General features: G+C 47.2%; 13 protein-coding genes. 10 read left to right on the top strand and 3 right to left on the bottom strand.

Annotated features, from left to right (window positions below):
* Positions 1-105 precede the first annotated feature (105 nt).
* Both H6626_09030 and H6626_09025 read left to right on the top strand, forming a co-directional pair.
* Positions 106-2,859: a PD-(D/E)XK nuclease family protein gene (locus H6626_09030; GenBank protein ID USN46359.1), complete on the top strand. Its 2,754-nt coding sequence runs from the start codon at positions 106-108 to the stop codon at positions 2,857-2,859.
* On the top strand, positions 2,835-5,888 hold the full coding sequence (locus tag H6626_09025; GenBank protein ID USN46358.1) for a UvrD-helicase domain-containing protein: 3,054 nt from the start codon (positions 2,835-2,837) through the stop codon (positions 5,886-5,888). Before H6626_09030 ends, H6626_09025 begins: the two co-directional genes overlap by 25 nt.
* Positions 5,889-5,933: 45 nt before the next feature.
* Here H6626_09025 and phhA read toward each other — a convergent pair whose 3' ends face one another.
* Genes phhA through H6626_09010 form a run of 3 tightly spaced genes read right to left on the bottom strand, consistent with a single transcriptional unit; the run spans position 5,934 to position 8,126 of the window.
* A complete protein-coding gene (gene phhA / locus H6626_09020) occupies positions 5,934-6,683 on the bottom strand; it encodes a phenylalanine 4-monooxygenase (GenBank protein USN46357.1) in 750 nt (249 codons plus the stop codon).
* A 32-nt stretch (positions 6,684-6,715) separates the two neighbouring features.
* Positions 6,716-7,270: a hypothetical protein gene (locus H6626_09015; protein USN46356.1), complete on the bottom strand. Its 555-nt coding sequence runs from the start codon at positions 7,268-7,270 to the stop codon at positions 6,716-6,718.
* Between the two features lie 13 nt (positions 7,271-7,283).
* The gene (locus H6626_09010) at positions 7,284-8,126 is read right to left on the bottom strand and encodes a lysophospholipase (protein ID USN46355.1); all 843 of its coding nucleotides are present in this window, start codon (positions 8,124-8,126) and stop codon (positions 7,284-7,286) included.
* A gap of 72 nt (positions 8,127-8,198) precedes the next feature.
* Here H6626_09010 and H6626_09005 point away from each other — a divergent pair, with 72 nt between their 5' ends.
* The 8 genes from H6626_09005 (at position 8,199) to purH (ending at position 18,171) form a co-directional block, all read left to right on the top strand.
* Positions 8,199-8,762 (top strand): hypothetical protein, encoded by a 564-nt coding sequence (locus H6626_09005; protein USN46354.1) that lies wholly within the window; start codon positions 8,199-8,201, stop codon positions 8,760-8,762.
* Between the two features lie 15 nt (positions 8,763-8,777).
* Positions 8,778-10,955 (top strand): sensor histidine kinase, encoded by a 2,178-nt coding sequence (locus tag H6626_09000; protein USN46353.1) that lies wholly within the window; start codon positions 8,778-8,780, stop codon positions 10,953-10,955.
* On the top strand, positions 10,952-12,424 hold the full coding sequence (locus H6626_08995; GenBank protein ID USN46352.1) for a diguanylate cyclase: 1,473 nt from the start codon (positions 10,952-10,954) through the stop codon (positions 12,422-12,424). The genes H6626_09000 and H6626_08995 overlap by 4 nt, the downstream gene beginning before the upstream one ends.
* A 9-nt stretch (positions 12,425-12,433) precedes the next feature.
* Positions 12,434-13,627, top strand: coding sequence for an alanine racemase (gene alr, locus H6626_08990; protein ID USN46351.1), 1,194 nt, complete (start codon positions 12,434-12,436; stop codon positions 13,625-13,627).
* A 68-nt stretch (positions 13,628-13,695) separates the two neighbouring features.
* Positions 13,696-14,463: an ABC transporter permease gene (locus tag H6626_08985; protein ID USN48989.1), complete on the top strand. Its 768-nt coding sequence runs from the start codon at positions 13,696-13,698 to the stop codon at positions 14,461-14,463.
* The gene (locus tag H6626_08980; protein ID USN46350.1) at positions 14,463-15,224 is read left to right on the top strand and encodes an ATP-binding cassette domain-containing protein; all 762 of its coding nucleotides are present in this window, start codon (positions 14,463-14,465) and stop codon (positions 15,222-15,224) included. The genes H6626_08985 and H6626_08980 overlap by 1 nt, the downstream gene beginning before the upstream one ends.
* Positions 15,224-16,612 (top strand): MCE family protein, encoded by a 1,389-nt coding sequence (locus H6626_08975; protein ID USN46349.1) that lies wholly within the window; start codon positions 15,224-15,226, stop codon positions 16,610-16,612. Before H6626_08980 ends, H6626_08975 begins: the two co-directional genes overlap by 1 nt.
* A complete protein-coding gene (gene purH / locus H6626_08970; protein ID USN46348.1) occupies positions 16,612-18,171 on the top strand; it encodes a bifunctional phosphoribosylaminoimidazolecarboxamide formyltransferase/IMP cyclohydrolase in 1,560 nt (519 codons plus the stop codon). Before H6626_08975 ends, purH begins: the two co-directional genes overlap by 1 nt.
* Positions 18,172-18,184: the final 13 nt, after the last annotated feature.

The raw sequence follows: 18,184 nt of genomic DNA, 5'->3' as shown, positions 1-18,184 counted from the left end.
GTGCTGCTTTAATGCCAGAGAGTGTTGAAGGATTTTCCTTTGCCCGAAGCCATACTCATGGGCAAAATGGGAGCCTCTTTATGATTTAGACTCTTTGGAGGCGCATTGGGTTTCACGTGGCAACCACACCCTCGACCAGCACAGGCCGATGAATTAGAAGGTTTTGATATTGAAAACACCACTTGGGTTGTTCCAACCTTGGCGGCCAAATTTGAAATTCAAAAAATTTTATTGAAACGGCATTCGCTGTTGCCAGAAGATGCCGTTTTGCGAGCGGCAGAGCTTTGGCAAAAGATGGCCACTCGAGTTTGCCCCGAGTGGCGATTGGTTTCTCCTGGGTTGACGCAGATTTTGGCCAGTGAATGGTTGAAGCAACAAGACTTTTCTTGGGCCAAGCTGCCTGGGGCCAGTTCCACTTTGATTCGCTATGCACAGCAGATGCTGCCCATTTTAAGTCAACCCGGTTCCCAAGAATTGGTGGAAGAGTGGTTGGGAAATCCAGAAAACGGAGCCAGTCTCATGCGCTGGGGCCGTTGGTACTTTTTGGCGAAACAATGGTGGGGAGATTTAAACCGACATGGTTTAGTGCCGCAGAAATGGTTGCCAGGTCTACTTGGGGCAAGGGAAGAAGTTAGATATTCATGGTCCCGGAACATTGTTGTCGACTTGGGCGCCGATTTGAGTCTTCCTGAAGTTCATTTATTTCAACAACTGGGTGAACAAAATCAAGTGACTGTGTTTGTTCCTGCTCCGAGTTGGCGTTCGCGGTATGTAAAAACACTTTTTGCCTATGAAAGCTTTGTCGACTTACAGACAAAAAGTGAAGATGCCACAAAGCTAGAGTCCGCCTTTAAGGAAAATCCTGATCTGCAATTAGAGCGATACACAACACAATTGGCCGAGGTCAAAGCGGCAGTACATTTTGTAAGAGAATATCTTGATCAGGGTGTGCCAGCGTCTAAACTGGCCATATTGGCCCCTCAGATCGAGCACTACTGGCCAGTGCTGTCTTCATATCTTGATCAAGAGGGAATTCCTGTTAACAAAGATCAAGTGACGTCGTTGCAGACCTTTCCGGAGGTGGGCTTTTGGTTGTCAGAGCTACGGCTATCTTCGGGAAGGTTGTCCAGTGTGGATCTTGAAAGAGCTCTGTACAATGTGGACTCCCACTTTGAGTTGGATTTTGAAAAGTTTCGTAGTTTGTTTGCGGTGATCTATGACGACGAAGACCTTTTGCGATCACCAGAGTTGTCAAAAATGTTTGTGTCGGAGGTGAAAAAGGACCAGCCCCTCACCCGCGACGAATTTTTAGTTTGGGCGATAAAGCATTGGCGGCCCCACTGGTCGGCTGTGGTCCTTGAGAAATTGGTGAGTCGTTGGATTGCAGAGACATTTTCTGAAACCACGTTGCTCTTGGACTCATGGATTAAATACCTTGAAGAGGTCAGCGCTCGCGGTGAAATCAAGTTAAGAGATCCTGATTATCATGGCATTCATTGTTTAAACCTTGAGGGCGCTGAATGGTTAGATGTGTCCCATGTGTTTATCTTAGATTTAGCAGAAGACAGCTTAAAAACTCAATCGGGAACAGGGATCACTCATGGTGATCTCAGTCGGTTAGATAGAGATTTAGGTGTTCAACTGAGCCCACCTGAAAATGCAAGTTTGGAGTTCACCCTTGCCTGGTTTTTGCAGCGACCCTTTAAGAAAGTGCAGTTAAGTGTGGCCGCTTCCGACTTTGAAGGTGCGGTGAAGTTGCCATCTTTATTGTGGTTGTTGGGCGCCATTGAAAAAGGTTTAGACCCTGAGGCTGTGAAGGTGCCATCAATGACTCGGTGGGATGATATTCAGCGTGCATCTATTGATCAGCTCCAGGAGTTGCGGCAATGGCCGGCCGAACGCTTTGAGTTGATGAGTGCATCCATGTCCGTTGATTTAGGCGAAAAACCACTAGATGAATTTCAACCCGCAGAGTTAACCCTTTCGGCCACTCAACTAGAGAAGTATCAAAAATGTCCCTTTGTTTTTGCCGCTGAAAAGTTATTTCATTTGAGCGACTTGCCCAATGTGGATCTGGATGTGGATGCCATGACCCGAGGGCAGTTGACTCACAAACTTTTTGAAGCCCTCACGGCTGAGCCCATGCGATTTGATTGGTCAGAAACTGAGTTGCTAGATGTGATTGATAGATGTCGACAATCAGTTCGTGTAAAAATGGCTGATCCGCGCTTATGGGCCGGGCTTCAGGCTCAATATTTAGAGCTGGCCAAAAAGTTTTTGCTTTTCGAAGGTGAGTACCGTCGTCAATTCCCACAGGCACGAACAGTGGGCCGGGAGCTTAAGGTAAATGCAAAGTGGAGTGAAGATCTAGGTCAATTGGTTTCTGAATCTGGCGACGGAATACCTTTTCGGGGAGCTATTGACCGCGTCGACACCGACGGACAAGGCCATTATGCCGTAATAGATTATAAATCCTCAGGCAATGGGCTCACCAATCACGGTTCTTGGTTGAAGAACGATAGATTTCAGTTGCCCTTATATGGTCAAGCTGTGCGCGATGGACTTACAGAGCTGCCTGAGGGGGATGTGGTGGCAGCCTTGTATCATAATGTCAAAGATATGGAGAGAAAGACAGGTTTCAAGGTCGAAGACAAGGCCAGTACTCTTTACGAAATTAAGAGTACCGAAAAAATAACAGAAGAAAAAATGAATCACCTCTTCCAAAACACCAATGAGGTGATTTCTGGAATAGTTCAGAAAATGCAAAGCGGAAAATTTGCGCCAAACCCAAAAGATCCCGCGCAACTGTGTGGTGATTGTCGTTGGAGATTAGTATGTCGAGCTTCACACTTGAACTAACAGACGAAATCGTTCGAGCCGGAGCAGGGGCGGGTAAAACTACGGCCCTGACAAAGAAAGTGCTCGATACGGCGCTATCTTTTTATGACCAGAACCAGAGGTGGCCTCAGCTGGTGGTGACGACCTTCACGAGAAAGGCCACGCAAGAGCTCAGAGAGCGATTAATAGTGCGGGCCTCAGAGTTAAAAAACTCAAAGCTTTTAGATTACGTGGCGTCTCCTTCTCAGCTGCATATTTCAACAATACATGGAGTGTTGAGCTTATTTTTGAGGCAGTACGGGCATCTGGTGGATTTAGACTGCTCGTATACCGTAATGGGCGGTGATGAAGCAAAGAGAATGGCAAAATCCCTTGTGAGAAAGATTATTTTAAACTCACAAGATGGCATGCAGATGCGAGAGATTTATTCGTTTGAACAATTAACTGAGGTTGCACGAAAGTATTATGAAGCCTCACTGTTAAACCAAGAGGCGAAGCCCTTTGATCTGTCTTGCTTTGAATCCGCCCATCGATCAATGATGCTAGAATATGCCGAGCAGCTACAGAGTTGGGCTGATATTATTCAACGTGAGGCTTTACCCGAAGGAACATGGTTTATGTTTTCTGAAGGGTTAAAAGCCATAGGCCGTGAACTAAAGAACAACCCGTTTGTGAGCGGTGTTCAAATCTTAGAAAAAGTAAAAAATCTTGGTAACAAGCCGAGGGTCAGCAAAAAAGATCCCCTCGAAAAAGACACAAGCGATGCCGTGGGTGAGTTTCTAAAAACTTTGAAAGCAGATTTAGAACGGGACTATCTAGATATGGAGCTTTGGCCGGGTTATTTTCGAACTTACGAAATGCTGAAGCCTTTTCTCGCTGAATTTAGCAAATTGTTCTTGGCGCAAAAACGAGAACGCGGACAGTTCGAAATGGTGGACCTTGAGCTGGTTTCGTTAGCCGCCCTCAGGCAGGCCCCGGCGATTGGTGAAGCCTTTTCTGAACAGTGGGATTACTGGTTGATTGACGAATTTCAAGATACAAGCCCTGTACAGCTTGAAGTTTTAACTCAACTGGTGGGACAAAGACCCACTTATGTGGTTGGTGACCCGCAACAAAGCATTTACCTGTTTCGAGGCGCACGATCAGAGTTATTTAGTCAGCGAGAAGCCAAAGTGAAAGAGCAGGGCGGAAAACTTGGGCTATTGCAAAAAAACTATCGTTCGGATCCAGAACTTCTTTTATTTTTTAATGATTTTTTTGTGAGCCTAGATCCCCAGTTTCAACCGATGATTCCCAAGTCGGATTCTGATTTAAATTCCGACAAGGTGGTGGCATATATTGCCAAAGCGCCAAAGGGCAATGACGATTCGATGGCCAAGGACCATTTTGAGCGGTTGGCCATTTTGCAACAAATCAAGCGTCTTCGCGAAAGTGGTGTGGCTTACGAAGAGATCTGTATTTTGGCGCGCACCAATAGAAGTCTGACAGATTTGGCCCACTTTTTAAACGACCGCAATATCCCGACTCATGTGCACGCCGCTTCAGGTTTTTACGAGCGCCGTGAAATTATGGATGCCTTGGCCCTGTTGAAGTTTTTGATCAATCCTCATGACAATGAAAACACGGTGGCACTTTTGCGGTCGCCGTGGGTGAGGGTGTCTGATCAAGAATTGGTGGATGTGCTGTCAGACAGGCCGAAAACTCTTTGGGAGCAATTAACAAAAATAAAAACAGAGTTAGATGCAGTTAAAATGCTCACCTCACTCTTAGCGTCAAGCCGCGAAAGCGGAGTGGGCTTTACTTTTCAAAAAGCTCTCACCGACTTAGGGTTTTTTGATTTTTCTCATTTTCACGATTCCTCGGGAAGGCGAGAAGCCAATTTATGGAAGCTAGTGTATAAGTTGCGGCAAGCAGAGCGCTCAGCAGGTTTTAATTATTTGGATTTCGTAAATCAAAACGTCAAAGACATATCTGAATCCACCGGTGCTGAAGAAAATGACGCTGTCGCCGCCTTAGAACCCAATCGAGTGAATTTAATGACCATTCATTCATCAAAGGGTTTGCAATTTCCTCACGTGATATTGTTTGGTATGGATAAGCGTCCGCAGACCACATCCAGCCAAGCCCGCAAATCCTTGTTCAATTTCGATGAAGAGGCGGGTCGTTGGGGTGTGCTTATCCCCGCAGACGATTCGGGGAAAATGACAGCCAGCGTATCCGATCGAGAATTGTACCAGAAGTGGGATCAACGTGAGCTCAAAGAATATCAACGTGTACTTTACGTGGCACTCACAAGGGCGAAAGTTTCAGTTTTCTTGTCATGGGTAGATCCACCTCAGCCTGGATCGTGGGCTTCGCAGTGGAAGAACCCGCTGACCCCTGGAATTCACAAAACCAAGAGCTACAAATATGTGGTGGAAGAGGGGCCGTGGGAAGACTATTCGATGCCTGAATCCGGCGAAAAGGCCATGGAAGTCAGACCGCTATTTCAATCCTCGCGGCAGGGTCAATTGAATTCGGCGCAAAAATTTAGTGTGTCATCTATGTTAGAAGCCGTGGATACACAGGCGACACCCCCAAGTGGGGTAGGTCATCAAGATGCTGGTCCACTTTTAAAGAAAGTGAGAGCGTCCGCTGATGGCGTCATGTTGCATCGAGTGCTAGAGATTTTGCGCTACCAACCAGAATTTAGATTTAATGAAGTAGCGACTCGTTGGTTTGGTGAGCGATCGGATGAAGTGTTGCGGGCTATAGAGTATGTGCAAACTTGCAGTGAATTTCCGCTTTGGAAGCTGATTCAATCTGGACATGTGGAATGGGGCTTTCAATTGCTAAGCGACAAGGGCATCATGGAGGGGCAAATAGACCTCTGGGGAGAAGTGGACGGCGAGGTGTGGGTAGTGGACTACAAATCCGGATCCACTAAGTATAAAGAGCGGGCACTAAGACAACTTGAGATCTACTCAGAGGCTATAAAGGCCCACCTGGGAGACAAACCCATTCGCAGAGCTATCGTATACCCGTTTGATGAAAAAGTGGTCTTAGCCTAGGTGCGCCCACGAACCGGAGCCATCGGACTGGCGCCAAAAAATATTTTAAGAAGTCTTCTTACCTTTGGCCGCATCAATAAGCGCGGGAGTATCTTCAATGATACTCTCAAGTTCGCTTAAGCTGTTGTAAAGCTGTTCGGGGCTTTCAAGAAGGAAAAGAGTTTCTTGCATAATATCAATTCGGTAATCTTGATCAGTGATTTCTTTCACCGAGAAAGGGCGGACTGTGGGTTTATCACTGAGGGAGTAATCGCACTCCCCTTTTGACGACAAGATGCCGCCACCAAAAATGCGGCGGCCATTTGGTGTTTCAACCAATGCAAACTCGCCGGTAAACCAAAAAAACCGTTCTAGCTTAATTATTCGTTCAGGTTGCCCCAAGTACCGGCTAGCTAGGCGTCCATAGTTTTCGCAGAACTGTGCAAAATCTGGATCGGTCAAGTGGGGGAGGTGTCCATAGAGGTCGTGAAAAATGTCTGGTGCCGGTGTATAGGTGATATCCTGCCGATCTCTAATAAAGTTGCCAATGGGAAATTTTCGTTCCGCTAAGCCGGGGTAAAAACTCTCGAAATCTTCAAGCCCTTCCACGGGAACACCCTGCCATCCCGTAAAGTCCATGAGTATTTCGTTCACCTCATCGAGATCCGGCAGGTCTTCACACAACCCTAGGGCCTTAACACCCTTTGGAAAAATGGGATGCGCTTGGTGGGTTCTGCTGTATTCTAAGTTTCGGAAAAGAAGTTTCCAGGTGTCTCGTTCTTCGTCCGTGAAATTTCTAAAGGGTTGAATCTTCATACTACCTCCCCGTATCGATGAATGCCACGGAGCTAAAATTTAAATTCGCTGGCTCCTAGTGAACTAGCCAAAACAACCTTAATGGGGTGTCCTTCAATGGCTGAAAACGGCACGCCAAAGACCACTTCATAGCCCTTGCTCCAGCGGGTATGGTAGGGATAGAGGGATTTGAGTTCAAAAAGGTTGAGGTCCGACTTCTTTTTCACGCGACCTTCATAGCGACGACCGTCCACTTCCATGTAGATTTCCCACATGGATTTAGACTTATCAAGATCGTTGTGTTGCCGCTCCGGCGTATACAGGCTTAAAAATAATTTGGTATTGGAATGGCTGTCGCCCTTTGCGCGGTCGATTTCCTCTTGCAGCTTCGAAGGTGACCACTTTTTAAACTCAGCCATGCGCTCTAAAATGGATGAGGTCACTCTCGTATCCATAAGTGTGGCGCCCACTTCGTATTGGTTGTAAAACCCCTGGTATCGCTTAACTTCCTGTGAGTGAGTGCGAATTGTTTGCTCGTAGGTATCAGAACTGGCACAGCCTTGAATGGACACGGCAACGAGAGCTATTAGCCAAATATTGAATTTCATAGGTCCTCGGCGGTTACTTAATTCTTCGCAAAAACTCACGCAGATCCGAAATGGCCTCGGTTCTGTCTAGGTCATTAAATATTTCATGCAGGCTGTCTTTATATACAATGATTTTTTTCTGATCAGAACCGACCTTTTCAAAAAACTTTTTTGCAGCATCGGGGCTGACAATGCGGTCATCTCCGGAGTGCTGCAGTAAAAGTGGGATCTGAATGGATTTTGCTCCCTGCATGGCCGTATCAAACCCCGCAAGCATTCCCAAAAATACGGCAGGTGAAATTTTATCGTGACGTAGAGGGTCATGGGAGTAGGCTTTTTGTTTGGCCTCATCGCGCACCAAATCCGAATATTTGATCTCGTTGTAGAGGGTGAGGGTGGGCATCCAGTCGGCAGCCAAGCGAGCCAGGGTATCTTTGAACTTGGGGACCTTGATAGCTAAACCCAAAGCGGGGGAACTTAAGCACAAGGCCTTCACCTCTTTGGTTTGGTTTTTAAGGTAAAACAAAGTGGTGATCAAGCCGCCCAAAGAGTGGCCAAGCAGGACCAAGGGCTGGCCGCCCCCACTTTGTTCGGTCAAAATATGGCTTACGGTTTTTTCAAGGTCAGATATATAGTCGGAAAAATCGGCCACGTATCCGCGTTTGCCACCGGATCGACCATGTCCTCGAAGGTCCCATCCTACTACCATCCAGCCGTCGTTGCTTATCTCTTCAGCAAATTCATGGTAACATTCAGAGTGTTCAGCCATGCCGTGGGTGACAACGATCACACCTCGGGTTTCGCTGGGTTCCCATGTTTGGTAAAAAATTTCGGTGTCATCGTAGCCAAGTAATTGGCCTTCGTATCGTTTCGCCATTAAAATTAATATCGGAACTTTCACACGATGGGTCAAGCAGCATTGTTCACCTCTTACGAATGGATTACCATAATGAAGATGAAACAAAAAATATACTATTTAGCCGCTGTTTTTGTCATGACAACCCATCTGTTTGCCGCCAGTGTTGAAGCCCAACAGGGCGACGGTAAAGAAAAGCCTATAGGCTTTGAGCTCGGGGCCCATGCTGGGGTTTTCTTGCCCGATCAAGTGGAGTACGTGACTGAAATCATGTCCATGTGGGGCATGAGGATGTCCTGGGCGACTAAGCGAGGTCCGTTTGTCGAATTAGGAGGCATGGTCGGACATGATGAGGGTGTGGATTGGCAGAACCTATCCTTGAGTTATCGAATTAACTATCCCTTAGAAGAAATGTTGGGGTTATTCTATATTGGTGCTGATGCCCATCGGTATTTGGGTACAAGTCAAACAGATTGGAAGATATTCGGAGGGGGGCATATGGGCGGCGGGATCATGGCCCAAATTGGTGAACCCCTTTGGTTTCGTGCCGATATGAAATTTAATGTGAACCCAGGCGTGTCCATGTATTTTGGCTTTGGTTTTGTGTTTCGCTATCCGGAAGAAGAAAAACAACAAGAAAACAATCTGCCGCAATAGGCAAGGGGCCTAGTTATGAAGATTCAACATTGGACCGTGATAGCTACCATTATGGCCGTATTGGTCTTTACAGGAGCGGCCATTTGGGAGACGGCTCGGCAATTAAAAATTTCACAGGCTCAAGCGTTGCAGAAACATGCGGTGAAAGAGGCCACTTTATTGCGCCGATCTGTGCAGACCCATGTGGACGCTGTTAACTATTCGCTTCGATCAATGCCCGAGTCTGAGTCGGATTTGCAGGGACTCATCTATAAATCAGTTTTTTTGGCCGTATCTGATTTTGTCGTTGGAAGTGATGGTCAATGGAAACCCCAGTGGCTGGTCAGCCAAAGTTCCGCCTTTGGCAAGGATTTAACGGCAATGACTCGATTGGCTGCGGATTTGCCCTTTGCCAGAGTCTCCAAGGAATCCACAGCTTGGACTCGAGTTTTAGACGACAAGGGGCTGCCTTACATTGTTGTAATGTCCTCTGCAAAAACCAGTGGCGTGGTTCGATTGGCCTTTTTGCCCATTCAATTTTTTGCAGATTTGAATCAGGCGTTTAAGTCAGGTTCAGATGAAGTGTTTATCGTAGACAACAGGGGTCTAGCCCTTGGATACGCAGATCAAGAGTATTTGGGAGCATCCCTTCAGCGACACCCATTAATATCGCAACTGGTGGGGCAGCAAAATTTAAAAGCCACCGGTGAGTTTCGTAATTTTAGTGCCGATTATTTGGTTGGTGCCTATGAGCAAGTGGCGAACACAAACCTCTATGTGGCCATCGCCGTCCCGGCAATGGGCCAAGTCACCGCGGCAGAAAATTATGGGTTGACCTTTCTGTTTATGGGGCTGGGTTTTGCCCTGTTTTTGGCGGCCCTTTTGTGGGTTATGGTTAAGCCGTCTATGGACAAACTGGAGTATCTTAAAGGTGCTGTGTTGAACATTGCGGCAGGTCAGACTCCAAAACCCTCAGATGTTTTTGGTGCTCATGAAAATGGAGTGAGAGATGCATTAATGCGTTTAGCCTCGCAGAGTCCATTGCCAGTGGAAACCCGTCAAATGACACCGCAAAATACGGTCCTGGTAAATCCCAAAAGCACCAAAGTTTCAGCCTATGACAATGAGGAAGTGCGGCGAGATCTAGAAAATGATGTTTTAAAAAAGGTGGGCGGCAGTTTGGCGGCTTCGCTTAAAGGGCCACTTTCTGCGATTCTCGGACACGCTCAAATGGCGCGCACACTCTCCCAAGAAAAGAATCTTCGCCAACACTTCACAGTGATAGAGCGCGAAGCTCGGCGGGGTCGAGATATTGTGGAGAATCTCAATCGCTTTGTAGGGGTTAAAGATTTCAAACGGCAAAAGTCAGACCTACAAGATGTGGTGCTTACCGCATTGGGAGTGTTTAAAGAAACTTTGGCCGATCAGCATGTTAAGGTGTCAAAATCTTTGTCCACAGATCGACTGATAGACATAGATGTGAAAGCCGTGCAGCAGGCCGTGGAGCAAGTGATTGGCTTCAGTCTCGGAATTTTAAATGCAGCAGGCCCAAAAGAAATGAATTTTGATATTGAGCCAAAGGGGCAGTCCTTAACTCTAAAGATTTATGTGCCCTCTGCTACATTGCCTGAAGGAGATTTTAATCGGGTTTTTGATCCATTTTATTCTTTGCCGGGATATTCTGATATGTCTGGTATGGGGTTGTCTGTGGCAAAGGGTTTAGTGACAGCTATGGGGGGGGAAATCTTTTTAGATATAGATAATGCCTCCGGTGCGACATTTGTGATTTCCTTTCCCACTATTGATGGCGACCGTCTACAGACGGCCTTAGATTTGAAAACTTCTGTGACAGCCCATGCTGTGGTGCCCAGCAAAGAGTCTGACGCTCCTTATCCCAATGTGCCGGGAGACTCCAGTAAGCTCAAACCTCTAACGGGATCGTCCGCCGACGGCTTGCCCGTGGCTCCGGCTCCCGATGAAATGACCTTTGCCGGAGAGCTTCCAGACGATGAAGATGAGGTTGTGATGGACGTGCAGGAAGAAGAGGCGCCGGAGTTGGCCCTTTCTGTGTCTGAAAATGGGGCTGAGGATTGGAAAGCCGTTGACACCCATGCAGAGTCTAGCGAAGTCTCTAGGTCTGGCGCAATCATCGACGAAGAGGCCGAAGAGTTTCAAGTGGTGATTCGCCCTCCCAAGGTGAGGGTTGAGAATTGAATATAGCTAAATACCGTTCGGCTTTTTCTGTTTTCGTTATCGATGGAGATTCCCATCGTGGCAGTGAAGTGGCCAATCGGCTTGGGCAGACGGGTTATAATTGTCACCTCGTTCTTGATCAAATTGAAATCGAACAGCGGATTAGCGATACTCCGCCGCATATTGTGTTGCTGGCCCTCAGTGATAATGCTGATGTCGACAAACAGTTAGTGAAACATCTACTGCGTCTATTGCCAGAGGTGCAATTAATTCTGTTGGCAGAAAATGAACAGTTTCAACAAGGAGTGTCTCTTTATAGTGAAGGCATCTACGACTGTTTAGCCCTTCCTTTAAGTCATACAGATTTGTTAATTCAGGCGGTGGATCGCGCTGCAACCACAAATTATTTTATTTACATGAATGAACAACTCAAAGATCAGCTGCAAGAGGGCAGACCCAAAGCGTCGCCCTCAAGCTTGGCCTTATTTGAAGTGTGGTTGGTAGAGTTGCATAAAAAGAAAACATTAGAAGCCTCTGTTCAACATTTTTTAAAAGAGTGTCGCCGCTATTTGAGCGGTGAGGCCATCGCCTTTTTTAAATACCTTCCGGGCCAACAATCATTGGTTTTAGCACAAGCCGAGGGACACTCTTTGGTTGGGGTGCGCGGCCACGGAATCGACCTGACGGAAAACGCAAATCTCCCCCCAATGGAACAGCTTCAAGATCCACAGCGCATCACTGGGATGAAGCAACTTGTAGAGAACACGCTAGGGTGGGCCCAATACGATGCCTTTGTTTTTCGAGTTCAAAGTGACGTTCGAGGCATTTTTGTGTTGCCAGTGAACTCTGTGACAGTGAAAAATGGCGAAGCCACCGACCCCTATGTAAAAGCCTGTTTAGGTGCTCTTGGGCAGTTGGCCATCACTCAGGGGCTCGAGCGGAAAATTCATCGGCTAAGTCAGGTCGATGAGGTGACCGGACTGCTTAACCGGTCAAATTTTTTGCAAGCAGTGCGCGCCGAGGTGTCTCGGGCCAGGCGAATCACACAACCGGTGAGTTTGGCCATTTTATCCATAGATCATTTTTCAAAATATTTAGAACAGCAGCCGCGGGACGCTCATGTATTGTTAAAAGCCATAGCCCAGGTGGTGTCAGAGAACAGCCGTCTCAATGATGTTGTGGGGCGCTTGGGGCCAACAGAGATTGGCTTGATTATGCCTCACACTCCGAAGAAGGGGGCCGCACTAAAATCAGAACGTCTGCGCCGAATTATTGAGACCTTGAGCCTTGCCCACTTGGTGAAAAACCCACCCACGGTGACTTTGAGTATTGGTGTGGGTGAATATCCTTCGCTTTGTAGTGATGCCGATGAACTGCTGAAGGCGGTCGATGAGGCCCTTGACCAAGTAAAGAGAGCTGGCCATAACCGGGTGTGTTTGTCGTCAGTGCCGTCTCACTTTGTCCCCGATTTTTTTGTTGAACCGAAATAGGAAGAGAAAATGAATTCAGGTCCGAGGCTGCGCTCCACATTTGCCAGTATTGATCTTGAAAAACTTTGTGCAAACCTGACTGAGTTGCGAAGCATGGTCGCACCAGAAGAATTTTTCTGTCCTATGGTTAAGGCAAATGCCTATGGGCATGGTGCCATCGAAGTATCAAAGCAATTAGTGAAAATAGGAGTGAACCATCTTGGTGTGGCCCTTGTTGAAGAAGGGGTGCAGCTCCGAGTGGCGGGGCTGGATAAGGTGCAAATACTTGTGTTTGGTCCTACCTACACCGATGTTTCGGCTCACGCATTGCTGGCCCACAAGTTAACTCCGGTTTTAAGTAGCTGGGAAGAGGTGAAAGTTTTAGATCAAAACCTGCCACTGAATAGCCAATATCCCGTACACATTAAGTTTGATACCGGAATGCATCGATTGGGCTTTTCGCCAGCTGAAGTCATACCCTTGCGAAAATATTTCGATGCGCAAAAAAAGCTGCACGTGCAGGGTCTGTGCACACATCTTTCTGACGGGGAGGACCTATTTAATGCAGAGGGATATACCCAAACTCAACTTCGAGCCTTCCGCCACATTCTCAGTGGCTGGAGCGGAGAATTCTCTGTACATGCCCTCAATAGTGCCGCTCTTGTGGCTAGACATCAAAGCGGCAATGAGTTGAGTAAGGGGTTGGGGGCACGCCCTGGTATTTCCCTGTACGGGGTTTGCCCTGAGATTTTGGGGACACAGGAGGGCCATGCGGATCCAAAAAAACCTCGTTTACATGGTGTGTTGCAGGTGCACAGCAGTATTGTGAACTTACATCGCATTGATAAGGGCCAAAGAGTTTCTTACAACGGCCGCTGGCAAGCCCCACGGCCTTCGGTTATTGGGACGGTGGCATTTGGCTATGCTGATGGTTTTCCTCGTCGCCTATCAAATAAGGGCGTGGTATTGTACCGCGGTCAAAGAGTCCCGGTGATAGGAACTGTGTGTATGGATTATATTTTGGTAGACATTACAGATGTGGCAACACCACCTCCCATTTTGGGTGAGGAAGTTGTGGTGATCGGGCAGCAGCAGGACCAGGCCATTGCGGCTGATGAAATCGCTACTTTGGCTGAGACCATTTCCTACGAAATCTTTACTGGTATTGCTTCTAGAGTGCCTCGAGAATATCTAAGTGGTAATATTTCCGAGGTTAAAGCATGACAGTTTGGTTAGAGCGCCGTGAAAAAGTGAATCGCGTCATCGATGAGTTTTTTTTGTTTTTATGGCGAATGTTCCATGGTTTTTTTGTGGAGACAGGTCGCACCATCATTTTCTTTAAACAATCGTTTCCGTTGTTGTTTACCCAGCCCTATCGGTTTGGCGAAATCATTCGCCATATGGAGTTTATCGGAAATAAATCTATTTTTATTATCGCATTGACCGGTGCCTTTACAGGCATGGCCATGTCCTATCAGATCTATTTGGGTTTTAATTTGGTGAATGCGACAAACCTAGTTGGACCAACGGTCGCGCTCGGTATTACCCGCGAGCTTGGACCCGTGCTTACGGGATTGATTGTGGCGGCCAGAGCCGGTGGTGCTATGGCAGCGCGGTTAGCCACTATGCGGGTTTCCGAACAGATAGATGCCATGGAAGTTATGGGTATAGACCCGCGCCAGTACTTGGTGGCACCGCGGTTGGTGGCCGCACTGGTTTCAATGCCACTTCTTTGTGGAATGTTTGATTTTGTGGCCATGTCGGGATCGTATTATCTCTGTGTTCATGTTTTGCATTTGGATGAGGCCATCTTTTGGGACAAAATTCAGCTCTGGTTAAATCCGAGAGACATCAATGAAGGTTTGATTAAGGCCGCTATTTTTGGCGGCACATTTGGAGCCATTTGTACCTACCGGGGATATCATGCCAGCGGCGGCGCTAAAGGCGTGGGCGAGGCGACCAACTCCGGCGTGGTGTTCAGTATGGTTTTGATCATCGTTGTGAATTTTTTCACCACAAATATTATTCGCCTATTCTACTCGATCAAGGATGCCCTTTAATGCAAGCGCCGGCGGTGGCTTTGCGCGGTGTACGCAAGTCTTTTGATGGCGGAAAGAAATTTGTTCTAGACGGCATCGACTTAGAAATTCCTAGAGGACAACTGACAATTATCATTGGTTATAGCGGTACCGGCAAAAGTGTTCTTTTGAAGCATGTTCTGGGGTTGATTCACCCCACAGAAGGTCGGGTTCAGGTTTTAGGTAATGACGTGAATGAAATGCGGCCCAGAGAGCTGATTCGGTTCCGCACCCGACTCGGGGTATTGTTTCAGCACGTCGCCCTTTTTGACGACATGACAGCCTTAGAAAACGTTTGCTTCCCTTTGCGCGAACACAAGCCTGATTTGCGTCCCGAAAAGATCGTCGAAATAGGAATTGATAAACTGAAACAAGCGGGCTTTGACCGTCAGCATTACGGAAAATACCCCAATGAACTCAGCAGCGGAATGTTAAAGCGAGTGGGGTTGGCCAGAGCCCTGGCCTTAGATCCAGAAATTCTTCTGTACGATGAGCCCACCACGGGATTAGATCCCATTTTAACTGAAATGGTTGATAATTTGATTTTAGACACGCACCGTCAGCAAAAGAATTCAACGGGCATAGTTGTCACGCATGATTTGGCTGCGGCCTTCAAGATTGGTGACTATATTGTTATGCTTGATAAAGGCAGAGTTTTGTTGTCTGGTAGGCCAGAGGATTTCTTGAGTTCTAACGAAGAGTTAGTGCAGCGCTTTATCGAGAAAGGTTACAAAAAGTCGTAATGTTTTTCAATACGCCTGAGTTCAAAGTTGGTGTGATGGTTGTGGTGGTGGCTACACTCATTGGCATTATGTCGATGAAAGTGGCCGAAGGCCCTAATGTATTTGGTGGCTCCAACAAATATTGGTTTGATCTCGATGACGCCAACGGTTTGGTTAAGAACAGTGCTGTAAAAGTGGCTGGTATTAAAGTCGGTATTATTGAAGACATTGAACTGGTCGAAGGCGGGCGGGCGCGAGTCCATTTGTTGGTAGGCAAAGATGTGAAACTCACTCAGTCTTCAGAGGTTGAAATTCGGGCGGATGGAATCTTGGGTGATAAACACGTTGAGATAATTCCAGGAAAAACCAGTGATCCACTCATCGCGAGTGGCTCGGAGATTTCAAGCCCCAATAAACAAAGTTCAATCAATGAGCTGGTCAATGAGGTGGGGCGTATTACCGACTCGCTCCGCGGCTTGGCTGACACTTTGAATAAGGCCATGAGTGGAGAAGGGGATCGCACCACTCCCTTGGGCCGCATTGTTAATAACATTGAAAATCTCACTCAAGATCTATCTGATGTTTCCGGACAGAATAAAGAAAATTTGAATCAAATTATCGAGCGTGTGGCATCAATCACAGAAAGTTTAGATAACTACCTAGGTAAAGACGGCGAGGGAGGCCTCGGTCATTCTATTGATAAGGCGATTGCCAGCTTATCTCGCATTGATCGTTCATTGAAAAACGTAGAAGAAATCACCGCCAAAATAAACAACGGCGAGGGGACCCTGGGGCGTTTAGTTAACGACGAAGAGACTATAAACGAAATCAATCAGGCTGTTTATAACGTCAATGAGTTGATTGGGGGTGCGCAAACCCTTGAAACCAGCGTTGACTATCACTCAGAGTATTTGGCGAGTGCCGACGTTTTTAAGTCATATCTTTCATTTAAATTTCAGCCGGGCCTAGATCGCTATTATGAATTATCTGTGATTGATGATCCAAGAGGCGTGACTCGAAATACGGAACTGGTTGAGCAAATCGACAGTAATCCACAAACGACCACCCGCTCGGCAGAAACCAAACTTGAGGACATTAAATTTACAGCCTTGTTTGCTAAGAACTTTTATAACTGGACGGTCAAAGGTGGAATCATTGAAAATGCGGCGGGCATGGGATTTGATTATAATCTTTTTCGTCGTCGGATGAAGTTATCGTTAGAACTGTACGAATTCACAGACCTTAATCTTCGCGCATTTGCTCGCTATAATTTCTTTCGCGGCGTTTATGTCGTGGGCGGGGGCGATGATTTAGTTTCAACAGCTGGAAATGGATCGGCCTTTTTTGGGGCGGGACTATTTTTAACTAATGATGATTTAAAACTCTTTGCGTCGCAGGTTTCGTTTTGATGTTTAAGAATGCTTTAATCTCTGTTTCTGACAAAACCGGCCTTGAGAAATTGGCTCAGGCTTTGAATTCAGCCCATACCCGAATTGTGTCCACAGGGGGGACGGCCCAGATTCTGCGTGACTCAGGAGTTTCAGTTTTAGATGTGTCTGAACAAACAGGGTTTCCTGAAGTTATGGATGGACGAGTAAAAACTCTTCATCCCCGAGTTCATATGTGTTTGCTGGCAAGAGGCCATGTGGCGGATGACCTGGCCTTACTAGAGGCTGAGGGCTTGGCGCCCTTTGATTTGGTCGTGGGTAATTTGTATCCGTTTGTTAATGCTTGGGAAAAACAAATGCGCTCGGGCAACGTCAATGAACAAGAGCAGGTTGAATATATCGATATTGGTGGGCCATCTTTTCTGCGTGCGGCAGCTAAAAATTATGAACGCATAACGGTGGTTTGCGATCCTAACGACTACGAATGGATCTTAAATAAACGAGAATTAACATTGGACGATCGCCGGAGACTTGCGGCGAAAGTGTTTGCTCACACCTCCGCATACGACTCGGCGGTGAGTGCTTACCTTAATCAGACCGCCCCCGCACCACAGGTTATTCCTGAGCCTGAAACCACGGCAGCAGGAGCCTTTGTGCAGCCCTTGCGTTATGGAGAAAATCCCCATCAACAAGCGGGATGGTACAAAAACCTAACGGCTGGTCAGAGCGAGGGTATCCATAGAGCCCATGTGATTCAGGGAAAAGCACTTTCGTACAATAACATTTTAGATATTGATGCTGCAGTGGGAACGTTGCGAGAGTTCGACTTGGGGGCCACCTGTGTGGCGGTGAAGCACAATAACCCCTGTGGAGTGGGGCGATCCCCCGATGCATCGGTGGCCGTGAAAAAGGCATTGGCAGCTGACCCCGTGAGTGTTTTTGGCGGCATTGTAGCGATAAATAAGACTGTGGATGCAGAGGCAGCCCATTTATTGAGTCAATTGTTTTTAGAGTGCGTCGTTGCTCCTGAATTTTCTGAGGACGCTTTACAGGTTTTTGCTAAAAAACCTAACCTACGAATTTTGCAGTGGCAGAATTTGATGAAAAAAGAAGCACAAGTGGAATGGCGTTCGGTGTTGGGTGGATTTTTGTTGCAACAGCAGGACGCCGTGGCCATGACTTGGTCATCGGATTGGAAAGTGGTTGGTGGTGATTTAACGGACAAGGTTCAAGAGGACTTATTGTTTGCTTGGCAGGTGTGTGCTCACCTCAAGAGTAATGCCATTGCGGTGGCCGCCGACGGGATGACACTGGGTCTGGGTATGGGCCAGGTGAACCGTGTGGATGCGGTGAAACAGTCTTTGGCTCGAGCGGCCGAGTTTCACGGCGGAGCCAATGGTGCCGTGTTGGCGAGTGACGCCTTTTTTCCTTTTGCAGATTCTGTAGAGTTAGCCGCCGATGCGGGGATTCAATGGATTATTCAGCCCGGTGGTTCAATTAAAGACGACGAAGTATTGGCTGCGGCCAAGAAACGTGGTGTGGGAATGGTTTTAACGGGGCAACGGCATTTTCGACATTAGGAGATAATTGGTT

The sequence above is a fragment of the Pseudobdellovibrionaceae bacterium genome (genome assembly GCA_023898385.1).
GTDB lineage: Bacteria > Bdellovibrionota > Bdellovibrionia > Bdellovibrionales > UBA1609.
This window is presented reverse-complemented; position numbering and strand designations above follow the sequence as displayed.